The sequence below is a fragment of the Beduinella massiliensis genome (genome assembly GCF_900199405.1).
GTDB classification, from domain to species: domain Bacteria; phylum Bacillota; class Clostridia; order Christensenellales; family Aristaeellaceae; genus Beduinella; species Beduinella massiliensis.
Genome location: NZ_LT963430.1, coordinates 3,439,965 through 3,464,029, shown reverse-complemented (window position 1 = coordinate 3,464,029; position 24,065 = coordinate 3,439,965). Strand labels below are relative to the sequence as shown.

Annotated in this window: 21 protein-coding genes and 1 other annotated feature; of the genes, 16 read left to right on the top strand and 5 right to left on the bottom strand. The window is 59.5% G+C overall.

Features of this window, described 5'->3' with window-relative positions:
• Positions 1-142 precede the first annotated feature (142 nt).
• The 7 genes from C1725_RS16630 (at position 143) to C1725_RS16600 (ending at position 5,352) form a co-directional block, all read left to right on the top strand.
• Positions 143-1,000, top strand: a complete 858-nt coding sequence (locus C1725_RS16630; protein WP_102412804.1) for an outer membrane protein assembly factor BamB family protein — start codon at positions 143-145, stop codon at positions 998-1,000.
• An 18-nt stretch (positions 1,001-1,018) separates the two neighbouring features.
• A complete protein-coding gene (locus C1725_RS16625; protein WP_346026773.1) occupies positions 1,019-1,732 on the top strand; it encodes a TMEM164-related integral membrane acyltransferase in 714 nt (237 codons plus the stop codon).
• 181 nt (positions 1,733-1,913) lie between these two features.
• Entirely contained in the window at positions 1,914-2,159 is a 246-nt protein-coding gene (locus C1725_RS16620) for a TM1266 family iron-only hydrogenase system putative regulator (RefSeq protein ID WP_102412802.1), read from the top strand.
• 15 nt (positions 2,160-2,174) lie between these two features.
• Positions 2,175-3,134, top strand: coding sequence for an ABC transporter substrate-binding protein (locus C1725_RS16615; RefSeq protein ID WP_346026772.1), 960 nt, complete (start codon positions 2,175-2,177; stop codon positions 3,132-3,134).
• A complete protein-coding gene (locus tag C1725_RS16610; RefSeq protein ID WP_102412801.1) occupies positions 3,124-3,909 on the top strand; it encodes an ABC transporter permease subunit in 786 nt (261 codons plus the stop codon). The genes C1725_RS16615 and C1725_RS16610 overlap by 11 nt, the downstream gene beginning before the upstream one ends.
• Positions 3,893-4,486: an ATP-binding cassette domain-containing protein gene (locus tag C1725_RS16605; protein WP_102412800.1), complete on the top strand. Its 594-nt coding sequence runs from the start codon at positions 3,893-3,895 to the stop codon at positions 4,484-4,486. The genes C1725_RS16610 and C1725_RS16605 overlap by 17 nt, the downstream gene beginning before the upstream one ends.
• Positions 4,483-5,352, top strand: a complete 870-nt coding sequence (locus C1725_RS16600) for a hypothetical protein (RefSeq protein WP_102412799.1) — start codon at positions 4,483-4,485, stop codon at positions 5,350-5,352. Before C1725_RS16605 ends, C1725_RS16600 begins: the two co-directional genes overlap by 4 nt.
• A gap of 44 nt (positions 5,353-5,396) precedes the next feature.
• On the opposite strand, the gene C1725_RS16595 is transcribed toward C1725_RS16600, so the two are convergent.
• Positions 5,397-6,947: a glycosyltransferase family protein gene (locus tag C1725_RS16595; protein ID WP_102412798.1), complete on the bottom strand. Its 1,551-nt coding sequence runs from the start codon at positions 6,945-6,947 to the stop codon at positions 5,397-5,399.
• 63 nt (positions 6,948-7,010) lie between these two features.
• Positions 7,011-8,387 (bottom strand): glycine--tRNA ligase, encoded by a 1,377-nt coding sequence (locus C1725_RS16590; protein WP_102412797.1) that lies wholly within the window; start codon positions 8,385-8,387, stop codon positions 7,011-7,013.
• A 391-nt stretch (positions 8,388-8,778) separates the two neighbouring features.
• On the opposite strand from C1725_RS16590, the gene C1725_RS16585 reads away from it, so the two are divergent.
• The 5 genes from C1725_RS16585 (at position 8,779) to C1725_RS16565 (ending at position 13,255) form a co-directional block, all read left to right on the top strand.
• Positions 8,779-10,077: an extracellular solute-binding protein gene (locus tag C1725_RS16585; RefSeq protein WP_102412796.1), complete on the top strand. Its 1,299-nt coding sequence runs from the start codon at positions 8,779-8,781 to the stop codon at positions 10,075-10,077.
• 61 nt (positions 10,078-10,138) lie between these two features.
• A complete protein-coding gene (locus tag C1725_RS16580) occupies positions 10,139-11,080 on the top strand; it encodes a carbohydrate ABC transporter permease (RefSeq protein ID WP_346026771.1) in 942 nt (313 codons plus the stop codon).
• Entirely contained in the window at positions 11,077-11,928 is an 852-nt protein-coding gene (locus C1725_RS16575; protein WP_346026770.1) for a carbohydrate ABC transporter permease, read from the top strand. Before C1725_RS16580 ends, C1725_RS16575 begins: the two co-directional genes overlap by 4 nt.
• Entirely contained in the window at positions 11,817-12,887 is a 1,071-nt protein-coding gene (locus C1725_RS16570) for a beta-propeller fold lactonase family protein (RefSeq protein WP_102412794.1), read from the top strand. The genes C1725_RS16575 and C1725_RS16570 overlap by 112 nt, the downstream gene beginning before the upstream one ends.
• Complete coding sequence (locus C1725_RS16565; RefSeq protein WP_102412793.1) at positions 12,884-13,255, top strand: cupin domain-containing protein; 372 nt, start codon at positions 12,884-12,886, stop codon at positions 13,253-13,255. Before C1725_RS16570 ends, C1725_RS16565 begins: the two co-directional genes overlap by 4 nt.
• A 29-nt stretch (positions 13,256-13,284) precedes the next feature.
• On the opposite strand, the gene C1725_RS16560 is transcribed toward C1725_RS16565, so the two are convergent.
• A complete protein-coding gene (locus C1725_RS16560) occupies positions 13,285-15,912 on the bottom strand; it encodes a family 78 glycoside hydrolase catalytic domain (RefSeq protein ID WP_102412792.1) in 2,628 nt (875 codons plus the stop codon).
• A gap of 113 nt (positions 15,913-16,025) precedes the next feature.
• Between C1725_RS16560 and C1725_RS16555 the strand changes: the two genes are divergently transcribed.
• Both C1725_RS16555 and C1725_RS16550 read left to right on the top strand, forming a co-directional pair.
• Positions 16,026-16,757: a response regulator transcription factor gene (locus C1725_RS16555; RefSeq protein WP_346026769.1), complete on the top strand. Its 732-nt coding sequence runs from the start codon at positions 16,026-16,028 to the stop codon at positions 16,755-16,757.
• Positions 16,751-18,520, top strand: a complete 1,770-nt coding sequence (locus C1725_RS16550; RefSeq protein WP_102412790.1) for a histidine kinase — start codon at positions 16,751-16,753, stop codon at positions 18,518-18,520. Before C1725_RS16555 ends, C1725_RS16550 begins: the two co-directional genes overlap by 7 nt.
• A gap of 32 nt (positions 18,521-18,552) precedes the next feature.
• Here the strand turns inward: C1725_RS16550 and C1725_RS16545 are convergent, their stop codons facing one another.
• A complete protein-coding gene (locus tag C1725_RS16545; protein WP_102412789.1) occupies positions 18,553-19,227 on the bottom strand; it encodes a lipase family protein in 675 nt (224 codons plus the stop codon).
• A 121-nt stretch (positions 19,228-19,348) separates the two neighbouring features.
• Positions 19,349-19,846, bottom strand: a complete 498-nt coding sequence (locus C1725_RS16540) for an ECF transporter S component (protein ID WP_346026768.1) — start codon at positions 19,844-19,846, stop codon at positions 19,349-19,351.
• A gap of 143 nt (positions 19,847-19,989) precedes the next feature.
• Here C1725_RS16540 and C1725_RS16535 point away from each other — a divergent pair, with 143 nt between their 5' ends.
• Both C1725_RS16535 and C1725_RS16530 read left to right on the top strand, forming a co-directional pair.
• A complete protein-coding gene (locus C1725_RS16535) occupies positions 19,990-20,901 on the top strand; it encodes a sensor histidine kinase (RefSeq protein WP_346026767.1) in 912 nt (303 codons plus the stop codon).
• A 188-nt stretch (positions 20,902-21,089) separates the two neighbouring features.
• Positions 21,090-23,765 (top strand): peptidoglycan-binding domain-containing protein, encoded by a 2,676-nt coding sequence (locus C1725_RS16530; RefSeq protein WP_346026766.1) that lies wholly within the window; start codon positions 21,090-21,092, stop codon positions 23,763-23,765.
• A gap of 59 nt (positions 23,766-23,824) precedes the next feature.
• Positions 23,825-24,043 (top strand) — a binding site (T-box leader).
• Positions 24,044-24,065 lie beyond the last annotated feature (22 nt).

Below are 24,065 nucleotides of genomic sequence, written 5' to 3'. Positions count from 1 at the left end.
ATTCCGTGCGCGGCGCGCGATTTCCTGCCTTTCCGGCGCAAATTCGCGGGGCGGCCGCGCCGGGGCAATCGCCTGGGACGCGGCGGCGGCCTTTGGCATAGGATGCGGTAGATGCAACTTGTGCGGAAGGGGAGGGCGGCCCATGGGAGGACGGCTGATCGCGTCCGACAGCGGGGCGGGGGCGCTGTATAGCCTGAGCGCTTTAGGGATCCGTCGCGCGCCGCTGTCGGGCGCGGCGGCGCTTTGCGCCGGAGGCGAGTCGGTTTTCTGCGCCTCGCGGCGCGAGGATGTGATCTGGCGGCTTGACGCGCGCACGCTTTGTCCGCAGCAGCTCTTCGCGGGCGGGCCAAACGTGACCCGCCTGCTGCTTTCTCCGGACGGCGGGACGCTCTACGCGCTCTGCCAGGACGCGGACAGCGTGCTGATGCTGGAAAGCCGTACGGGCGCGCCGCTCATGCTCGCGCGGGCGGGGCAGCAGCCGCGCGGCATGGCGCTCGACCCTTCGGGACGCTGCCTCGCGGTGGCGGGAGGCGGGCGCTGCGAGGTGCAGCTGCTGAACGCGGCGACGCTGCGCACGACCGGACGCGCCGTCCTGCCGGGGCCGGTGACGGACGTCGCCTTCAGCGCGGGCATGCTGTACGCGCTGTGCCTCGCGGGGGAGAACGCGAGCCGCGTGTACGCCCTGCGAGCGCGAAACGGCGCGGCCTCCTGGAACGTGGCGCTTTCCGGGCTGCCGGGCGGGCTCTGCCCGGTGCGCGGCGGCGTGCTTGCGGGCACGGACGGCGTCAGCCGGGTGTCGCGGGGGGAGCCGGTCTGGCGCGCTCCGATGGAAGGACTCTGCGAGCGGGTGCTGCTGGCGGGCGAGCGGGTCGTCTGCGCGGACGCGCTGCAGGGCGGCGTGTATGCCGTCAGCCCGCGAACGGGCGAAAGCCGGCGCATCCTGGACGCCTCGGCGGACGACCTGCTGTGGTATACGGACGCGCCCTCGGGGCAAGGCTAATGCCCGGAGGGGATGCGTGTGCAGGCGGTCAGTCTTGGCATTTGGGGATATATCGGGGCTTGCGCGCTGGGAGCGCTCAGGCGGGATGGGCGAAGGGAACGCGCCGTCGCGCGCTTTCTGTTCGCGCTGCTGGCGCTGTCGATGGCGACGACTTATCTCTGCGTGGCGCAGAGCGGCGAATCGATCGTCCAAACGCTGCTTCCGCTGCACCTGTGTTCGCTGTGTGCGTTTTTGAGCCTCGCGTTTTACCTGCGCCCGGCGGAGGGGCTTTATCACTTCCTGTGGTATCTGGGCATGCCCTGTGCCTCCCTGGCGCTGCTGTTTCCCTCCATCCTCCGGGTGCCTTGGCAGGGGCCGCTGGACGCGGCCTTTTTTGCGACGCACGCGCTGATCGTGCTGTCGCCGCTGACGCGCATCGCGCAGGGGTTCCTGCCCCGGCGCCGCGGCGCGCTGCGCACGCTGCTCTGGGGCAATGCCTTTGCCGCCTGCGTGTACGCGGCGAACCGGCTGCTCGGCACCAACTACCTGTTTTTGATGGCGGCCCCTTACGGCACGCCGCTGCAGTTCTTTGAATCCCTGGGGCGCATCCCGTATCTGCTCGCGATCGAGGCCGTCGGCGCGGGCGCCGTAGGCGCCATGTACGCCGTGACCCTCGGACTTGAAAGGCGGGGGCGCGCGTGGTATAATCAGTTCAGGCGCGATTCCGATCCAAGCGGCAACGCCGTGAGGTAAAGAGGCGCGCAGAGGAAGCCGATTTGACGCGAGGAGCGATCTGAGCGGAGAAGAAGGGGGATGCGTCTATGTTTTTATATGCCGGCAGCGCCTGACGACAGGGGCTGCTTTTTGTTTTGGAGGAATGGGCCTTTCTCCTGCAGCTTGGGTTAGGAAAAGCGCCCGGAAGGAAGGACGCGCGATGGAGCGGATCGGTTTTGTGGGCATCGTGCTGGACGACAACAGCGTCGCCCCGCGCGTCAACGAGATCATCGGGCAGTACGCGGATATGGTGACCGGGCGCATCGGCGTGCCGGATCACGAAACGCGCCGCGCGGTGATCGGGCTGATCGTCAGAGGGACGAACGAGCGGGTCGGCGCGCTGACCGGACGGTTGGGGAACCTGCCGGGGGTTACGGTGAAGAGCGCGCTGACGAGCAAGGAATAAAGGAGAAACATGAAAATGATTAAGAAGATGATGGGCCTGCTGCTCTCCCTGCTGCTGGTTTTGGCGCTCGCGCTGAGCGCGCAGGCGCAGGACGCGGTGAACGTCGTCGCCCTCAAGGGCCCGACGGGCATCGGCATGGTGAAGATGATGGACGAAAACGACGGCACGTACGCCTTTACGCTCGCCGGCGCGCCGGACGAGGTGGTGGCCGCGATCGCCAGCGGCTCCGCGGACATCGCCGCCGCCCCGACCAACCTGGCCGCCTCGCTGTTCAGCAAGACGAACGGCAACGTGCAGCTGCTGGCGCTCAATACCCTGGGCGTGCTGCACATTCTGGAAAAGGGCGACAGCGTCAGGAGCGTCGGCGACCTTTCGGGCAGAACCCTCTACGCGACCGGGCAGGGCGCGGTGCCGGAGTACGTGCTCAACTACATCCTCGCGCAAAACGGCCTGGAGGGAAAGGTGAACGTCGAGTACAAGGCGGAGCACAGCGAGCTTGCGACGCTGGCCGCAGCGGGCGAGGTCGATCTCGTGATGCTGCCCGAGCCGAACGTGACGAGCGTTCTGATGAACAACGCGGACTTCCGCGAGGCGCTGGACGTGACGGAGCTCTTCAGCGAGGCGGCCGAAAAGGACGGAAAGGCGGGCACCGCGCTCTCCATGGGCTGCGTGATCGTGCGGCGGGACTTCGCGGAGAAGAACCCGGAGAAGGTCGCCGCGTTCCTCGAAGCCTACGGAGCGTCGGTGGCGTTCGTAAACGGCGACGTGGATGCGGCCTCCGCGCTCGTCGAGGCGCAGGGCATCCTGCCCAAGGCGGCGGTGGCCAAGCGGGCGATTCCGAACTGCCACATCGTCTTCGTGGAGGGGGAAGAGATGAAGACGCAGATCGAGCCCTTCTTTGAAATGCTCTTTGAAGCGAACCCCGCCTCGGTCGGCGGGAAGCTCCCGGCGGACGACTTTTACTATGCGCGCTGAGAAAAGACGCTGGGCGGGGAAGTGCTTCTCCGCCCTTTTTTGGCTGTGCCTTTGGGCGCTGTGCTACCGCGCCGTGGGGCAGGATCTGCTGCTCGCCTCGCCCGCGCAGGTGGCGGCAAGGCTCGCCTCGCTCGCGGGCGAGGCGGCCTTTTGGCAGACGGTCGCCGCCTCGCTTCTGCGCACGGTGCTGGCCTACGCCCTGGGCGTGGGCGCGGCCGTGGTTTTCGCGGGCGCTTGTAGCGCCCTTCCCCTGCTGCACGACGTGTTTGGGCCCGCGCTTGCGGTCGTGCGCGCGACGCCGGTGACCTCGTTCATCATCCTGGCGCTCGTCTGGCTGCGCTCGGACAAGGTGCCGGTGCTCACGGGCTTTCTGATGGTGCTGCCCATCGTCTACGCCAACCTCATGGAGGGCATCGCCTCCACGGATCCGCAGCTCCTGGAAATGGCCCGCCTGTACCGCTTTGGCGCGCTGCGCACGCTGCTGCACGTGTACGTGCCCTCGGCGCTGCCCACGTTTGCGGCGGCGTGCGAGGCGTCGATCGGCCTTTGCTTCAAGGCGACGGTCGCGGCGGAGGTGCTGGGCGTGCCGCGCAGCGCTATCGGCACGCGGCTGTACAACGCGAAGATTTATCTGGAGACGGACGCGCTGCTCGCGTGGACGGTGGTGGTCATCTGCGTCAGCATGGCGCTGGAGCGGCTGTTCGTCCTCGCGCTGCACGCGCTTTCGCGCCGCGGCGCGGCGAAGGGGGAGGCGGAGCATGCGCGGTCTTGTTGACGTGAGCAAGCGGTATGGCGGGCGCGCGGTGCTTTCCCATTTTTCGCTTTCCCTGCCGGAGACGGGAGGTGTGTGCCTGTTTGGCCCGTCGGGCTGCGGCAAGACGACGGCGCTGCGCCTGCTTTGCGGGCTGGAAACGCCGGATGCGGGCCGCGTTGAGGGCATGGCGGGGCATCGCATCGCCTGTCAGTTTCAGGAAGACAGGCTGCTGCCCTGGTACACGGTACGAAAAAACCTCGCGCTCGCCTGCCCGGACAGGGCGGATCGCGTGGACGAGTGGTTGTCCAGGGTAGGCCTCTCGGACGCGGGGGATAAGCTGCCCGGCGAGCTTTCCGGCGGCATGCGCAGGCGTGCGGCGCTGGCGCGGGCGCTGCTGTTCGGCGGGGACGTGCTGCTGCTGGACGAGCCGCTGGCGGAGCTGGACGACGCCATGCGCTTTCGACTGCTGGACGCAATCGCGGAGCACATGCCGGGCAGGCTGACCGTGCTGGTGACGCACAGCCGGGACGAGGCCGAGCGCCTGGGCCTGCGCGTCGTTCAGATGCCGGAGCGCGATGAAACGAGGGAGGAAGCATGACGCGGATCGAGCGCATGAACGCGCAGATTTTGTGGATGATGAGCCGCTACCTGAACGAAGCGCCGGACTTCATCCGCCCTGCCGAGGTGCGGGAGCTTGCGGAAAGCTGCGGCCTGCCGGTGCAGGAGGCCTTTTCCCTGCTGCTTGCCGCTTCCTGCGGGCTGAACGTGGACGGGCAGCCGCAGGATCGGGAGCTGTACCACCTCTACTTCCCGCGGATGGTGCACGCGCTTTCGCCGGAGGCGTTTGAGGCGGATCCGTACTACCGCGCGATCCGCGTGGAGCGCGCGCGGCACGGGCGCTGCGAGCTGCGGCGGCAGCGGTTTCAGCCCTGCGAAGCGTTCGTCTGCGGCGACATTGAACGCCTTGAAGACGGAAGGGCGGTGCCGCAGATCGGATTTTTTGAGCGAGCGTTTGAATATCCCGCCATTTTGGAGGGCGGGCGCGAGTGGATGACCGTCACGCCCAACGAGATCGCTACCATGCGGGCGCCCGTTTCTCGCGCGCACGGTTGCGTGCTGACCTACGGATTGGGGCTCGGCTACTTTGCGTTTATGGCTGCGCGCAAGGACGCGGTCGAGTCGGTCACGGTCGTGGAGCAGAGCGCAGATGTGATCGCGCTTTTTAAGCGCCACATCCTGCCGCAGATGGCCTGCGGGGGAAAAATTCACATCGTGCAGGGCGACGCCTTTGCGTTTGCAGGCGCGCGCACGGCGGAGGACGGATTTACCTTCGCGTTTGCCGACCTTTGGCACGACGCTGGCGACGGCATCCCGATGTACAGGCGGCTGAAGGTGCTGGAGACGCGAAATCCGGGCACCGAATACGCTTACTGGATCGAGCAGTCGATGCGGTGCTACCTGTAGAAAATGAAAACGGCCTCGCGCGAAAGCGCGGGGCCATTTTGGACCTAGACGGAATGTTTCCTGCGAAGCGCTGTGGCGTAGAGCGTTTCCGCGCCCTTCGCGGCGATCAGCGTAAAGAGGGGCAGGTACAGGAGCAGGTAGCGCGAGCGTCCCTCGAAGAGCAGGATGGAGAGCGTAAGCCCCAGCAGCGCGAGGCGAACGACGGCAAAAGCGCGGGCATGCGATTCCTTCCCCCAAAGGGAAACGACGCAAAGCGCGAGCGCAAGCAGCCAGAAGCCCTGCGCAAAGTAGGCGAAGTTCTTTTGGTAGCCCGGCAAGTCCTCGTAAGCGATGGACTGAAACACGCGGCTGAGTTTTGTGCGTACGGGCGGCTTGCCCGTATAGCGAAAACCGTCTATGGCGCCGTAAAAAAAGGTGCCGTCCGCATAGATCCAACAGGATTTTTCATAAAGAAAGCGCAGGTATCCGGGTAGGCCGAAATCCTTCACGCGTTGGACGTATTCTCCAAGCGTATAAACAGTGCGTTCTTTAAGCGTAGGCAGTGCGGCGGTTGACGAGACGTCCTCGCTGTCCCATGCGCCATAAGAAAATAGACCGCCTTGCACTTTTCTCTTTTCGACCCCCATCATGAGCTGCTGCGTCACGGGAAACTGGTAGCGCTCCCGCATCTCCGGCGTGATATAGGGAGAAAGCTTCGCGTCACGGTAGGCTGTGAAAAGCGCGGAGGCGGCGAGAAACCCACATAGGGCGCACGCGCCGCCCCGTGCAAGCCTGCTCACGCTGGCGCGTGAAAAGGGGTTCGCAGTCATTTCGATCAGCACGACGGCGATGGACAGGATCAGGCCCTGCGGTTTGGTTTTCATGGCGAGAAGCGATAGGAAGCCCATCAGGCAGCAGAGAACCAGACGAAAGGAGCGTCTTGAGCTGCTGCGTACCCGAAGCCACAGGTAGAGCAAAAGCGGGGGAAAGAACATGCCGCAGGTATCGGTGTAAGGTACCTGCGCCCACATGTTCATGCCGACCATGAAAGCGCTCAGCGCGAGGTAAAGGTACGCTCCCTCACGGGAGAGCAGCCTTCGTGCGCACAGGAAACCAAACGCGATTGCCGTATCGGTCAAAAGAACGGCCACGAGCGATGCGATCAACGGATCGTTCGTAAACCCAGCGGCATGTGAGAGCGAGAACACGCGCTCAAAGAAGAGCAGGAGCGCTTCGTTGTTGGGGTATTGCGCAAAGTACGTGGGAACGCGGAGCCAACCGTCCTGCAGTTCGCCAGCGCCCAGGACGATCGAACCGCAATCCCAGCCGTAAAGCGTATAGGTGGCGCGCGTAAACCAGATTTGCAGAACAAACACGCACAGACAGGCGAGGACGGCGAGGATGCACAGCGCCGTTTGCGGGATCAGCCGGATGCAGACCGCGAGCAAAAGAAGGGCACATGCGGCGAACCCAAGGAAGATCAGCATGCGGCCGGTTTCAAAGCGCGGCGATAGGGTGATGTTAGCGAACAGCGTATTTCCAAACATGAGCGCAATAAAGGCGGAAAAGAGCACCGCGAGCACGCGATAGAGCGTGGAAGCGTTTCTCTCCTTCACAGAATCCCTCCCCATGAAAAGGGCCGTCGTGCGGTTCACCGCACGGCGGCCTTGTCGGCGGCATCAGTACGCGATCTTCTTTTCGATGTAGGCGACGAGGTCGTCCACGTGTACCTTGTCCTGCTGCATGGTGTCGCGGTCGCGGACGGTGACGATGCCGCTCTCCTGCGTGTCGAAGTCGACGGTCACGCACATGGGCGTGCCGATCTCGTCCTGACGGCGGTAGCGCTTGCCGATGGAGCCGGTCTCGTCGTAATCGACCATGAAGTGCGCCGCGAGCCTCTCGTAGACCTCCGTGGCCAGGCCGCCCAGCTTGTTCTTTTGCAGCGGCAGCACGGCGCACTTGAAGGGCGCGAGCGCTGGGTGCAGGTGCAGCACCACGCGGCTGTCGCCGCCCTCGAGCTCCTCCTCGTCGTAGGCGTCGCACAGAAACGCGAGGAACGCGCGGTCCGCGCCCAGGGAGGGCTCCACGCAGTAGGGGATGAACTTTTCGTTTGTCACCGGGTCCAGGTATTCCATGGACTTGCCGGAATGCTCCTGGTGCTGCTTGAGGTCGTAGTCCGTGCGGTCGGCGATGCCCCACAGTTCGCCCCAGCCGAACGGGAACAGGTACTCAAAGTCGGTGGTCGCCTTGGAGTAGAAGGCCAGTTTTTCCGGCTCGTGATCGCGCAGGCGCAGGTTTTCTTCCCTCATGCCCAGATTCAGCAGCCAATCGCGGCAGAAGGAACGCCAGTAGTTGAACCACTCGAGGTCTTCGCCGGGCTTGCAGAAGAATTCGAGCTCCATCTGCTCGAACTCGCGCACGCGGAAGATGAAGTTGCCGGGCGTGATCTCGTTACGGAAGGATTTTCCGATCTGCGCGATGCCCGCGGGCAGCTTCTTGCGGGTGGTACGCATGACGTTCTGGAAGTTGACGAAGATGCCCTGCGCGGTCTCCGGGCGCAGGTAGATTTCCGTCGCGGAGCTCTCGTTGACGCCCTGATGGGTCTTGAACATCAGGTTGAACTGACGGATGCCCGTGAAATCTTTCTTGCCGCAGACCGGGCAGACGATGTCGTGGCCGTCGATGTAGGCTTCCAGCTCCGCGTTGGACCAGCCGTCGCCCGTCTCCTCGCCCTTGGTGAAGTCCTCGATCAGCTTGTCCGCACGAAAGCGCGCCTTACACGCCTTGCAGTCCATCAGCGGGTCGTTGAAGCCGCCCACGTGGCCGGAAGCCACCCACACCTCGCGGTTCATGAGGATCGCGCAGTCCAGGCCGGTGTTGTACCGGTTCTCCTGCACGAACTTCTTCCACCACGCGCGCTTGACGTTGTTCTTGAATTCGACGCCCAGCGGACCGTAATCCCATGAGTTGGAAAGGCCGCCGTAGATCTCGGAGCCCGGGAAGATAAAGCCGCGGTTTTTGCATAGCGCGACGATTTTGTCCATCGTCTTTTCCATGATGTACCCCTCCTCTATATGAATAAAAACAAAAGCGGAAGGCCCCTCTGCCGCCTTGGGCTGCGCGGGCTTCCTCGCCCGCGCGCGCCAAGGGACGAAAGTTTCCTTCCGCGGTTCCACCCTTGTTGACGGATCACTCCGCCCACTTTATCGGCCGCCATCCGCTCGGGGCTTGCCGGGCCCGTCCTGGCAGCATGACAGCATGTACATCATACGAGACGTTTGGGCATTTGTCAAGGATGCGGCGGCAAATTTTTTCGGACGATACGTAGCTTTCAACCGCTGATACGTTAAGAAAAGCGTATTTTCTGACAAAAATTGCGATAGGCCTGCCTGTATGCTTATGCTATGATGGACTTAACAAATACAAACATCTAAGGAGGTTGTCAAGGTGAAAAAAAGAAATGCAAAGTTTGCGCTTACGCTCGTTTGTGTCCTGCTTCTCTCCTCGTTATCGTGCTTTGCTGCGGCGGAAGACGGACCCGTAACGCTTCGCTTTATGTGGTGGGGAAGCGATGCACGCCATGAGGCGACGTTGAAGGTCATTGACGACTACATGGCGCTGCACCCGGACGTAAAGATCGAGGCCGAATACGGCACGGACGATGGTTATTATCAGAAGCTGACCACGCAGCTTGCGAGCGGCACAGAGCCGGACATTGTACAGATCGTGGCCGAATGGTTTGCGCCTCTGGCGGGCGATGGATCAACCTTTGCCGAACTCGATAACGGCCAGATCGACACAGCCGGGTTTGATCAGGCTTATATCTCATCTGTTTGTACGGTAGACGGGCATCTTCGCGCGCTGCCGACGGGCATCGGCGGTCAGATCATGGCGGTCAATACGTCCTTTTTTGAGCAGTATGGCATTCCGCTCGACACGAAGTGGAATTGGGATAACCTGATGGAGTGGGGGAGGAAGATCCACGAGCAGAATTCGGAGGCATACTTGCTCGGCGGTTTTTATGGCGACGATTCAACCCCCGTTGGCATCGTGCTCAAGTTCCATGTGCTTCAACAGCTGGGAATCGGTCCTTGGGTGAGCGACGACTATGAACTGGGCTTTACGGTCGAGACGCTGGCCAATACGTACAGGTACTTTTTGGAGCTCATCGATGAGGGAGTGTTCCAGCCGTTGGACGAAACGATCGTCGCGATGACCCCACTTGAAAACATGCGTTGGGTCGAAGGCAATGTGGGCATGATGCACGCGATGACTTCAACGATTTCATCGTTTGAGGTGGAGGGATTTAACGTCGACGTGGCCAACTGCCCGGTGGCAGAGGATGCAAAGGACTCCGGTTTCGGCGTCACACCGACTCAGCTGCTCACAGTGTCCGCGAATTGCAAGCACCCTGAAGCCGCGCGGGACTTTCTGAATTACTTCTACAATGATCCGCAGGCGATTCAAACACTCAAGGAGGTCCGCGGTTCGCAGCCGACCAGCGGCGGCGCGGCTGTGCTCGCAGAGGCCGGACTAGTCAGCGAGCGCAACGCGAAAGCAATGGACATTTGTCGGGCAACTGCGTCCAAGTACACGACGATGGTCGGCTTCCTGACAGAGTTCAACGTGCCCTACTGCGATATTACCAATGAGGTGCTGTTTGGGGAGATAACGCCGGAAGAGGGTGCTCAAAGGCTCGTCGACGAATACACCGAGATTATCGCGCAATTTAAGGCGAAACAATAAATTTTTCTCGGGAAACGGCGTCCTAGGCGCCGCTTCCCGCTTTTTCTAGGGAGACGTTTCCATGCAGGAGGAGGATGTTATGGTTGCCCGACGCACGGCCGTTGCGGTGCAGCGCAGAGCCTTTTTTTCCAAACAAGATGTAGGCCTGCTGTATATCGCCCCATGGTTTATCGGTTTTCTGATTTTTATGCTGTATCCCATGATCCAGTCGCTGATCTACTGCTTTTTTGATTTCAATTTTCTGAGCAGTATGAAGTACGTCGGCCTGCAAAACTTTCAAAGAGTTTTCAAGCACAAGGACTTTGCAAAGTCCGTCAAGGCGACGCTGACATTTGTACTGTTTGCGGTTCCCGGGAAGCTTATTGTAGCGCTGTTGCTGGCAATGCTTCTCAACAACAAGCTGAAAATGGTAAACGTTTTCCGAACGCTCTTTTACCTGCCGTCTATCGTCGGCGGTTCGGTCGCGGTAGGAATTCTTTGGCGGTTGATGTTCGCCAAACAGGGGCTTATCAATACGCTGCTTGCAACGCTAGGCTTATCTGGGCACGCGTGGCTGGGAGATCCGAAGACGGCGATATATATCATCTGTTTGCTGCCCATGTGGCAGGTAGGCTCCTCGATGGTGACCTTCCTCGCGGCGCTCAAGCAGGTGCCGGACTATCTCTATGAGGCGGCGATGATCGATGGGGCCGGGCGCCTGCGCCGGTTCTTTCAAATCACGCTGCCTATGATATCGCCGATTGTCCTGTTTAACCTCGTCATGCAAGTCATCAGCGGTTTTCAGGAGTTTGCAACCCCCATGATCGTGACAGCTGGTGGGCCCATCAAGACGACCTACCTGTACGCCATGTTTATCTACGAACAAGCCTTTTTGGAACTCAAGATGGGCTTTGCCTCGGCGCTTTCGTGGGTGCTGTTCGCGGTGATCCTCGTATTTACGGCGCTTATCTTCTGTACGTCGGCTAAATGGACGTTTTATGAGGATGGAGGAAAAGGCGTATGACACACAAAAAACTGCTTATGCGGGCATGCAAGCGCCTCTCGCTCAATGTGGTTCTGATCCTTTTAAGCCTCGTATTCATTTATCCTTTCATCTGGTTGCTGCTGGGCTGTTTTAAGTCCAACCAGGAGATTTTCAGCGATTCGCTGGGCCTTCCTGCTTCGTTTGATTTCAGCGTGTTCAGCGAGGGCTGGAAGGGAAGCGGGCAATTTACATACGGTCGATTTTTCCTCAATACGTTTGAGGTCGTAATCCCGGTCGTGCTGTTGACGCTTGCCTCGGCGCTGTTCGTAGCCTACGGCTTCGCGCGGTTTCATTTCAAGTGGAAATCGTTCTTCTTTACGCTGATGATTTCGACGATGATGCTACCTGCCTCCGTTATCCTCATTCCCCGGTATATGATGTTCAGCCAGATGGGCTGGATTGACACGTACCTTCCGCTGATCGTACCTACGATGTTCGGCGGAGGCCCGTTCTTCATCTTCCTCCTGATTCAGTTTCTTCGAGGTCTGCCTCGAGAACTGGATGAAGCCGCAATCATCGACGGATGTGGAAGCTTCAAGACACTCGTATATGTACTGCTGCCTCTGTGCGTACCGGCGCTCTTTTCTGCCGGGGTGTTTCAGTTTATGTGGACGTGGAACGATTTCTTCAATCAGCTCATCTATATCAACTCGGTGTCCAAGTACACGCTGTCGCTGGGGCTTCGTATGTCGCTTGATACGACCACCAACGTGCAATGGAACAAATTGTTTGCCATGAGCCTGATTTCCGTGCTGCCCCCAATTATTATGTTTTTCGTGGCACAGAAATATCTGGTGGAGGGCATCGCCACCAGCGGCCTCAAATGAGCGGGGGGTACGTTTATGTATCGGCCTGTGCGGATGAATGTATCCACGTTCTGCGGGTACACGGAGAACGAATGGAGCGGGCGGCGGATATCAAGGTGAAAGGCGGCCCGCGTACGCTCGTCTTTTCGCGCAACGGCAAATACATGTACGTGGCTACGCAGTCGGGCGAGGTGGCTTTCTTTACAAGGGAGGATGCAGCGCACCCGCGGGAACAGGTGAGACTGACCGCGGATCAGAGGTTATGTAACCTGTGCCTTTCACCGGACGAAAACACACTGATCGGCACGAGCTATTGCGGCGGGCAGGTGGAATGCTGGGAGCTGGAGGGGCAGAGCGCCGGCAGGCATACGCTCGTAAGGACTGCGTTTGCGGCGCATTGCGCCGTATTTATGGATGAACGTCGCTTTGCGGTCGTCCATCCGGATACACGAAGGCTCTATTACATGACGCTCGATGCGCCGGGGAGCGTACAGATAGCCGGATTTTGCGAAATGCAGTACGACCTGAGACACCTCGTGCACAAAGCGGGAACGGACTGGTATTACGGCATCACTTATGAGGACAACGCAATCTGCGCTCTCAGACGTTCCGGCGGTACGCTTCATCTAGAATCCGCTCTATCCTCGCTGCCGGACGGCTTTGCCGGATATAGCATCGGGTCGGACATTCAGCTTGGAAATGACGGGTACCTTTACGCTGCGAACCGGGGGGCCGATGACATCGTTGTTTGCAGGGCAGAAGGGGCGCGAATTCGGAAGCTAGGCTTTATAAACGTCGATCCGGAGCCCATCAGTTTTTGTCTTAATGAAGAAGGAAATACGCTGTATGCGGCGGGAAAACTGAGTGGAAGACTTTATGCCTGCCGTTTGAGTTCGGACCACAGAAGCGTAGAAAGAAAGATGACCTTGGACGTGGGGCGCGAAGTGCTGTGGATTGCCTATAGGAGTGATAAAAAATGAAAAAACTGAAAGCAGACGGCGGCTGGACGGAAGAAACAGAAATTTGTACCCGACAATGGCGGGCTGCCGTCGTCCAAAGCGAGAACTACCCGCATTTGCACAGCCCTTGCAGGATCGAACGGCACCTGGACACAGACGAACTGTTTGTCGTGTTAGGCGGCCTCCTCGCCGTGGGCGTCGCAGAATCCGGCGAGGGCAGTGTCCGCTGGATGCGTTTGACTGCGGGAGAGACCGTCTGCGTGCCCAGGGGTGTCTGGCATAGCAGCTATGCGCAGGCACCCAGCACGTATCTCCTCGTAGAAGATTCGGATACGGGACCGCAGAATACGGAGGAAATCATACGATTTATCCCGAAAATGGAGGATTAAGGCCGGGCACATGCCCGGCCTTGAGGCGTTTAAGCGTTTCGCCGTACTGCAATGCGATATGCGCCGGATTGTAGCGCCAGTTGAATTTCTTTCCCCTTCCCAACCTCACGGATTGCGTCGCCGAACTCCGAGTCGAACGCGAGAATGTCGGATAAAACCGCCGCGCCTGGAATAAAGACAGCGCTGCAATGAAAGGGGATCGTGAGATCGTACACGATGGAGTCGGCGTGATAGCGCCACGCCACCCGATACTCGCCAGAGGCGGAGCGGTAGCGCACGTCGGCCCAGGAAAGACGCGGGTCTGGCTGGGGACGAATCAGCGCGGCGCGGAAGCCGGGAGCCGCAGGGCGGAGCCCGCCGATGGTCTCATACATCCATTGGACGATGGAGCCATAGGCGTAATGGTTGAGGCTATTCATCCCCGTGCTGCTTATGCGTCCGTCGGGCAGCAGAGAGTTCCAGCGCTCCCAAATGGTCGTGGCGCCCAAATTGACCTGATAGAGCCAGCTGGGGTAATCCTCGCGCAAGAGGAGGGAATAGGCGGACGCGTTGGCGCCATGCGCGGATAGCGCAGGGCAAATGCACGGCGTGCCGACGAAACCGGTGGTTAGCCCACCTTCGGATTCGGCGAGCTTTTCACGAAGCAGAGCAATTAAAGCGTCCTCCCAGGCTGGCGGTACGATTTGCAGGGAAAGGACGAGCGCTGCGGCCGTCTGCGTGCGAACCCGCAACTGACCGTCTTCAAAGTATTCGCGCAGCAGGGCGCTGCGCACCTCTTGCGCGAGGCGGGCGTATCGCGCGTGCGCCTCGTCCTCGTGAAGAACCTCGGCGGCCTGTGTGGTGAGAAAGGCGGAGATATAATAATAGCACGAAGCGATAAGATAGGGATCCGTTCCCCCTGCGCAGCTGTTTGGGTCGGGGTTGTCCAGGGAAAGCCAGTCGGCGAAGTGAAAGCCCGTCTTCCATAGCCGCTGCGCGCCGTCTGCTTCGTCGCAGCGTCGGATGTATTCCACCCAGGCTGTCATGGAAGGAAACTGCTCCTTCAACAGCGCGCGGTCGCCGTACATCTGATAGAGCGTCCAGGGGATGATGGTGGCCGCGTCCCCCCACGCACAGGAGCCATGGACGCTCATCTCGTCGCGGCCGATTCCACGGATGTCCTTCCTGAATACTTCGGGCACCATGTAGGGAACAGACCCCTGAAAACGCCCCTGCTCGAGCAGCATGTCGTGCATGTACTTGCGGTAAAAGGCCGCGCAGTCCATATTATAGCACGCCGTACGGGCGAAGACCTGTGCGTCTCCCGTCCAGCCCATCCGTTCATCACGCTGCGGGCAGTCCGTCGGCACGTCGATGAAGTTGCTCTTTTGTCCCCAAAGCGCGTTTTGAAAAAGCCGGTTGACCTTAGCGTCGCTCGTCTCAATATATCCCGTTCGGTCCAGCGCCGAATGGAGTACGCAGGCGTTTATCCCCGAGAGAGCGTAAAGGTCACCCATTACTTTGACGTACCGAAATCCGTAAAACGTAAAGTGCGGGCGCACATGGCGCGGGACGCCGTCCGAGACGTACGTGTACTCCGCCTTGGCGGTACGAAGGTTTTCACGATAAAAACAACCATCCTGTAAGACCTCGCCGTATTGGAAGGTGACATGCCCGCCGTCGGGAAGAGCGCTGTCGAATTCGACCCATCCCGCCATATTTTGGCCGAAATCAAGCACGGTTTCCCCGCGTTTTGTATGAAGGAGGGCCGGCGAAGAAATGCGCTCATGAACGGTTACGGGCGGACTGAATCGGTCGGCAAGCCGATCGGTACCGAGAGAAAGAGGCGCTGCGTTTTGCCAACAGGTTTCATCGGACAGAAGGGAAAGGCGGCGAGCGTCGGCAATTTCTCCGTCGTAAATGCTGCTGGAAAGAATCGGGGAGGGGGCGAAGCGCCACGCAGTATCCGTAGAAATGTCGACTTTGGTTCCATCGCTCAAAACGATGTGCAGTTCCGCGATCAGGGCATACTGGTCGCCAAAGAGCGCGCTGCGCATGCGCGAACTGAAACGCCCCTTATACCAGCCTTCTCCGAGAAGGACCGACACGCTATTTTGACCGGGAATGAGCGCGTCCGTCAGGTCGAAGGTCTGCGTTTGAAGCCAAAGGTCGTAGTTATTGCAATGGGGACAGAGGTATTCGTCGCCCACGCGGCGGCCGTTAACGTACAATTCGTACAGCCCCAGCCCGCAAAGGTAGATGCGCGCAGAGCGGATCTTGGCGGAAGGCAGGGAAAATTTCCGGAGAAAGAGCGGATGCGAACAGGAAGGCGCAGTGATCCACTGCGCGTTCCAAGGCGTGCCCGCCTTGCCCATTTCGAAAAACACCGTATCAGAGACCGCGCAAGCGCCGGTTTCGTCCGTCGCTTTCACACGCCAATAGTAGCGTGTAAGCGGTTGGGGATGAAAATCTGCTTCAAATGCACAGGGAGAGATGTCCGTGCGCCAGCCGCTATCGAACACAGGCTCGCTGAACGCCGGATCATAGGCGACCTCGATTCGGCAGCGCGTCAGCCGCCTGGAGGCGGAGGATTCCACCGTGAACGAAAAGACGGGGCGGTCGATTTGAAACCCAAGCGGATTGAGCAGATGGCAGGTGCGCAGATGTCGGATATGCATGCCATGATCCCTCTTTCTATGCTTTACAAAATGATAATAAGAGTATAGAATATAATGGGGTTTTATATAATAAAACGAATAAGCTTATTATAGCACAAAACAGGGTGATGGGTATGTATAAAGTTTTGATTGTTGACGACGAAAGAGATGTGCGGAGCGGATATGCGCGCTTTTTCCCTTGGGAATCGCTGGGGTTTGAGGTGGCGATGACCGCTGGGTCGGGGGCCCAGGCCATGGATACGATGAAAAGAATACATATCGATGTAATGATCTGCGATATTGAGATGCCGGATATGAACGGGATTGAGCTAATCCGGGCAATTCGCGCACAAGATCTGGATATGGCGATCGTCGTGCTGAGCGGTCACGACCTATTTGAATATGCGCGCGAGCTGCTTAGCTATCAGGTGGCGGGTTATATCCTTAAATCGGAGAAACAGGCCGTGCTCATGGAACTGATGCGCTCGATTAAGGAGCGGCTTGACGCCCGGGAGCGGGTTGAACAAGATATCGTCAGCCGAGCCCAGCAATATGTAAGCGAGCACTTCGCGACGGCGAATTTGCGAAATGCCGCTGCGTATGTACACGTAAGCGTCCCATACCTGAGCCGCACCTTTAAGGATCGCAGCGGAATGAACTTTAATGCTTTTCTCCTAGACGTCAAGTTGCGCAGAGCGGAAAAGCTGCTGGAGAACAGGGACCGCCGCATACACGAAATCGCGGAAGAACTGGGCTATGCCGACACGCAAAGCTTCAATCGCGTGTTCAAGAAGGCGACGGGCATGACGCCCAAGGAATATCAAAAGAATACACACCGCAACACGTTGAGGGAATCAGAATGCTGAAACGCTTTTTTCTTACCAATCTGTTTCGTCTGACGGCGCTGATGGTTCTTCCTGTGCTCATTCTGGGAAGCGCATTGTATTCAGTCGTCGTACGCGAGCTGCGAGAGGACATCCAGATTAAAAACGCGTACCTGCTCAGCCAGACGCAGCAGGTATGTGATCTCATCTTTCAGGCGTTTGATTCCGCGAATGTGCTCGTCTCGTCCAATTACACGATGGCACGCGCGCTCAAACGAATGTCGCTTGGAAGCGACGTAACGGCAGGTGATTTGTCGGCCCTGGCGAGTTTTCACAACTCGATCGAATCGATCATCGGCTCGAACCCATACATTTATTCCGTGTACGTCTACCTGGACAGGAGCGATAAGTTTTATTCTTCCCAAAGCCGCATGACCGGAATTAACGCGGGGAGTGACAGCCAATGGCTGGAGGCTGTAAGCCACGCGGGAAATGGGGTAGAAAAACGCCTCATGCAGCGTACAGTGCCAGCCATGCACGACTATGAAAGAGACCGGGCGGTTTTAACCGTCTTTCAAAGATTATTTTCCGGCCTCTCATCGGTCACAGGAACGGCGGTTATCAACATCGACATCGAAAAGCTCAGGCAAAACATCCGGGCTATGATGCCATATGAAGGACAGGAAGTTTTTCTGGTGGTGGAAGACGAGGCGTTTTGCATTACATCAACGGCGACGCTTCCTGCTGAAACCGTCGCGCTGATGCAATCGGCGGAAGAAGGAAAGCACACGGTCGAGATGGACGGCGCCGCGGTGTTTGTGAACCGGATTCCAATGAGGCAGAGTGGCTGGACTTTTATGGCGCTGACACCCGCCCGCGCCTTATACGGCGTTCAGCAGCGCATTATTACGGTAATCCTGATCGTAGCGGCGGTCTGTATCGTGCTCGCCATCGGATTTTCCAGGCGCATTGCGAAGGAGAACTACACGAACATCTATGACATTCTGTCCGCGATTGACAAAGCGAAGGTAGGCGAACAGCCTGCCAAGTTCCTTCGCAAGCAGCAGAATGTCTATACCTACATCATACAAAATATCGTGCAGACAGGAATTGTGAATCAGTACATGGCCATGCAGGTGAAGGAAAAGAAGTATCAGATGAAGATTTTGGAGGATGCGGCGCTACAATATCAGATCAACCCACACTTTCAGATCAACACGTTGAGAACAATTTATTGGAAGGCGGTAGAGGTTGCAGGCATGGACGCACCTGTGTCGCGCATGGTGGAAGACATGCTGGATTTCATGGGATACATCCTCTCCGACCCCAAAGCGCCTGTCCTCCTCCAAGATGAGGTCAGACATACGAAGAGTTTTTGCGAAATACTGAGCATGCGCCATGAGGGCGAGGTCATTTTCCATTGGGATTGCCCGCAGGAGCTTGGAGACGCGGTATGCTGCCGCCTGATCCTTCAGCCTTATATTGAAAACGCCTTTTACCATGGACTCCGCGGCGCGCAGAACAAAAGGCGGATCGACATAAAGGGATGGCAGGAAAATGGGGATATATGCATATCCATATCCGATGACGGCGCGGGGATGGATGAGGAAAAGCTGCGCGAGATCCGTGCCAGCCTTGAAAGCGAGGATTTGCCGGAGCACAACATCGGCCTGTGTAATCCGCACCGGCGCATACGACTTCGGTTTGGGGAAGGCTATGGAGTGACGGTGGAATCTAGGCTTGGCGCGGGGACGCGCGTCATGCTTCGCTTCCCCCTGATGCGCGATACCGCAAATGATGCATAAAAGACGCGGGAGGCTGCAGCCTCCCGCGAAGGTTATTCCGGCAGCTCCCGGAACATCTCCATGTAATAACGGCTGGGCAGGTGGTCGAGAAACGAAAACGGCCGCGCGCGCCGGGGGCCGACGTGGCAGCGCATGCCTACGTGCCGGTAGCCGAACGCAGCGGGGGGCACCTTGGTGACGATGTCCGCCCCCTGTTCCACGCGCATGGTCATGAAGACGCGGCGGTTGTACGAATCCGCGAACGCTTTGTTGCCCACGCGCGGGCAGCCGAAGAGCACCACCTCGAAGCAGCGGTCGGGAAAGTTGTACTGCAGATCGACCGCGCACAGCACGGCCAGCGCCGCGCCCCGGGAATGCCCGGTCACGCGGATGCGGCGAATCTGCGGCGTCACCATCCGCTGGAGCCGCCCGCGCACCGCATCGCATTTGTAGGCGGAGAGAAAGCCCTCGTGTACGCGGATGGGCGAGGCTTCGTTGTCGTAAGGAATCGTCTTTTTGCAAAAGCGGAAGTTGCTGCGCCAGTCCGCCTTGGAGTCCGTGCCCCGAAAGGCGATGGTGAGGGTCGAGCCGGCGCGGCGTACGGCGCACTGCACGCCGCTGCGGCGGTCGTCTATAAACGTCATGTTCTCGCCCCGGCAGAGCGGCTGCACGGCAAGGTATGCGTCCGCCGAGAGCTCCATCAGGGAAAGCATTTCCTTTTTATCCATTGGGATCACCCCACATGAGTCTATGCGGCGCGCCCGGACGGGGTGCCAGACGCATTCAGGCGGGGAGACGGACAAAAAAATCCCGCACAGCCTCGGAAGGCCGCGCGGGACAGAGAAAGCGTCAGGCGACGTACTTTTTGAGCTGCTCGGCCACCGGGGTCAGCGCGAGGCCGACCACTACGCCGAAGACGCCCTGAATGATGTTGGGAAACACTGCGCCCAGCGCCGCCGCGAATCCGTACAGCACGCCCTCGAAGAGGAAGTAGCCGAGCACCATCACCGCTTCCGCGCACAGGAAGACGATGAGGTTCCTCAGGAGGTTCTTGCTGTCGCAGACGGCGAAGCGTCCGGCGATGAAGCCCATGGCCGCCTTGATGACGAAGGTGGGAAGGATGTAGGGAAAGTAGCCGCCGATGAGATCGGCCAGCATGGAGCCGACGCCCGCTACGAGCGCGCCGACGGGCCCGGTGAGGAGGGCGGCCAGGAAGATGAAGCCGTCGCCCAGGTGTACGTAACCGTTGGTAATGGGAACCGGCAGCTTGATGACGAAGGTGGCGAGCAGCACGAGCGCGGCCAGCAGGCCGCAGATCGCGAGGTTTTTGGTATTTTTGAGGTTCACGGTGCACACACTCCTTAAAATACTTTGGATTTAAAAGGTATTTGTGAATTGCCGATAATTGTAGCAGAATGCCCCTTTTATGTCAATGCGAAACCTGCTATGATATAGAAAGGATATTTGGGCGTCATGGCCATGGAGGAAATATGCGCGAAAGAGTCGATGTCAGGAAGGCGGCGGTGTATTCCATCGTCATGAACGTGCTGCAGGTGGCGGCGGTCATCGTGCTGGCCGTAATGCTCATCCGCGCGCCCAGCCGTCTGGACATGAAGCTTTACCGGTTCATGATCTTCGTGTGCGCGGTGACCGTCTGCTGGGGCGCGCTGATGGACATCGGCGCGGCGCTGACGCATGTGCGCGCCAAGCGGCAGGCGGACGAAATCGAGGCCGCCTATAAACAGATGGAGGAGCTCAACCGCACGCTGCGCGCGCAGCGGCACGACTTCATGAACCACATCCAGGTGGTGTACAGCCTCATCGAGATGGATGAACCCCAGGAAGCCTGCGACTACATGGACCGCGTGTACGGAGACATCCAGCGCGTCAACCGCGCGCTCAAGACGGACAGCGTGGCGATCAACGCGCTGCTGCAGGCGAAGCTGGCGGACTGCGAGCGGCGCGGCATTCAAATGGAGCTGGATATTCGGGCGAGCTGGAAGAACCTCTCGATGCCGGCCTGGGAGATGTGCCGGGTGCTGGGCAACCTGATCGACAACGCCATCGACGCCATGCACGAGACGAAAGCGCCCCTGCTCGTCGTCTCCCTGTTTGAGGATTTAAAGGCCTGCCGCTTTGAGGTCAAGAACAACGGCCCCGTCATCCCGGCGCAGACGGCGGCGCACATCTTCACGCCCGGCTTTACCACCAAGCGCACGGGACAGGGCATGGGGCTTTTCATCGTGCAGCGCCTGATGCGCGAGTACGGCGGAGATATCGCCCTTTCGAGCGAGGAGGGGCAAACGGTCTTTTCCGGCTATGTGCCCCATAAAAAAGAAGAAATTGGGGAAAAATTTGATACGGATGCAACCAATTCGGACGCTGCGGCGTCTAATAAATGATAGATCACGCGCAGTTCCATTTGTTGCAAAATATGGGCCCAAAATATTACGAAAAGAAATTGACAAATTAACATTTTCGTAATATAATGCTCGTAAGACTAGAGCCGCAGCAGGTGTGTATGCGCTGTGCGAAAGCGGACGCTCCTGTCAAAAGGAACGTGAGAAGGGGTTTTGCCGGGATGAAAAAGATGAAAACCAGAGGGTTCATGGCGGTCCTGATCGGCCTGCTGTTGTCGTGCTGCCTTGCTACCGTCGCGCAGGCGGCTGGTTACAAGGACGTGTACGGCAAGACGCTCGACAGAGTGCGTGTGCGCGCCAAGGCTTCGCTGTCCGCCGATATCGAGGACAACATCGTCTCCGGCGCCTGCGTGTATGCGCTGGATACGGATTACGTCGGCGGAAACACGTTTATCCGCATTCGTTACCGCGATCTGCAGGGCGACATCGCGACGGGCTGGGTCTGCCAAAACGACGGCTCCAAGACGTACGTGAAGATGCTCAGCAAGGCCGACGCGAAGAACTACTTCGGCGTCGAGGGCGGCGACCTGCCGTCCAAGCGAGTGGGCACGTTCACGCGCTCGGACAAGACGAGCTCCAACAACACGTCGGGCGTTACGGGCAAGTACGGCTACCTGCAAAACGGCTCGTCCGGGTCGGACGTCCGCCGCCTTCAGCAGAAGCTGACGGAGCTCGGCTACTATAAGGGCAACATCACCGGCAGCTACGGCAACCTGACGGAGCAGGCGGTGAAGGACTTCCAGAAGAAGGCCGGTTTGTACGACGACGGCATCGCGGGCCCCGCGACGCAGGCGAAGCTCTTCGGCACCTCGAGCTCTTCGTCCTCCTCGTCCTCAAGCTCCAAGGTCAACCTGACCAGCTCACAGATCAGCCAGCTTCAGTCGGACCTGAAGGAATTGAAGCTTTACGACGGCAGCATCACGGGCAATTACGGCACCAAGACCGAAGAAGCGGTGCGCAAGTTCCAGCGCAAGTACGGCCTTTCCGCGGACGGCATCGCGGGGGAGAAGACGCTCGATAAGATCGCGTCCGTCCTCAGCGGGTCCTCCTCTTCGGGAAGCTCCGGTACGATCTCTACTTCTTCCACCTTAAAGCTCAACTCCACCGGCACGGCGGTGAGGACGCTGCAGCAGAACCTCAAGACGCTGGGCTTCTACGACGGCAGCGTCACGGGCAATTACGGCCCCATGACCGAGGAAGCGGTGCGTAAGTTCCAGCGCAAGAACGACCTTTCCGCGGACGGCGTGGCGGGCAAGAAGACGCTGGAGAAGATCAACGCGGCGATGGGCGGCGGCTCCACCGATGGCTCCGGCACCTCTACGGGCGGGTCGACGACGACGCTCAAGGAGGGCTCCTCCGGCGAAGCGGTGAAGACGCTTCAGGAGAACCTGAAGACCCTGAAGTATTATACCGGCAGCGTCACGGGCAGCTACGGCTCCCTTACCAAGGAAGCGGTGCGCAAGTTCCAGAAGGACAACGATCTGACCGCGGACGGCGTGGCGGGCCCGAAGACCCTCAACAAGATTACAGCGAAGATCACGGGAAAAGACCCGGAGAGCGGCGACGGCGTCATTACCACCCCCACGCTGCGCAGCAATTACGGACGCACGAACAAGGACAAGGTCAACGTGCGCACGAGCCCGACCGGCAATTCCAAGACGATCCTTGCGCTCAACACCTACTTCAAGATCAACAGCTCGATGAGCAGCAACAACTACGTCTGGTACAACATTACCTTCACGGTGGGCGGCTACACCTCCTCCGGCTACATCCGCAGCGACATGGTATATGTGCTCACCAAGTCCGAGGCGGAGTCCTACCTCGCGGGCAATGTCACCGGCGGTGGCGAAGTCGTCGTCAACGGCTACATCAAGGTGACGGCGGACAACGTGCGCCTGCGTCAGGAAGCGAGCACGGACTCCAGCGTGATGGGTACGACCAGCAAGGGCGCTATCTATCCCTACATCAGCACGAAGAAGGACGGCGACGGCAAGAAGTGGTACGGCCTGAAGATCGGCTCCTGGATTCGTGAGGACTTCGTCACCACGAACGTCTCCGACGACGAAATCAAGGGCTCCGGCAGTGGCTCCGGCGGATACCGCACGCTGACGCTCAACATGGAGGGCGAAGACGTCAAGTCGCTGCAGCAGGCGCTGCGCAAGCTGGGTTATTACCCGGAGAGCAAGTCGATCACCGGCCGTTACGGAACCGGTACCGCCGAGGCGGTGCGCCAGTTCCAGCTCGACCACAACATCACGGCGGACGCCAAGGCGGGTCCGAAGACGCAGACCGCGATTTACGCGAAGCTCAACAGCTCCGCATCGACGACGCCGGCGTACGGCCTGGATGGAACGGCTTACTTCAACCCCGACTACTTTGCAAGCAAAGAAGCGATCAAGAAGGCCTGGGGCAGCGGCAAGGCGACGCTGTACGACATCAACTCCGGCAAGTCGTGGAACATCGTCCTGCAATCCGCTGGCAACCACTTCGACGTGGAGCCCGCCACGGCGGACGACACGGCCGTCATGTGTGCGGCCTACGGCGTGGGCAGCGCGCTCGAGCTGACGGACGACAACGGCCACTATAAGCGTCGCCCGGTGCTGCTGACGATCGGAAAGTCGACGTTCTGCGGCTCGATGTACGGCGTGGTTCACGGAAGCCAGAAGGTGACCAACAACAACTATCCCGGTCAGTTCTGTATCCACCTCAAGAACAGCAAGACGCACGGAAGCGACCACGTGGACGACGACCACCAGGCGGCGATCGCCAAGGCCGTCACCTGGGTCAAGAACAACAAGACCAGCGGTGCGGAACCGGGGAGCGTATATCCGGCGCCCACTACCTGATAACCTTCCGCGCCCGGCTTGACAAGCCGGGCGCTTCCGCGTTATAATACATCCAATATCAACACGCGATGAAGCAGAAGAGTACCGCACGGGATGCGCAAAGCGAGCCGGCAGAGGGTGGAAGGCCGGTGCGTGGGCGTGGGGGAAGCGGCTGCCGAGCGGCCTGCCTGAACGGAGTAGGGCGGGACGGCACACCCGTCGTTATGGGCAAGAGAGGGCGCGGCATTTCGCGCCAATCGGAGTGGTACCGCGAATGTCAGCGCCTGTTCGTCCCCGAACGAGCAGGCGCTTTTCTATTTT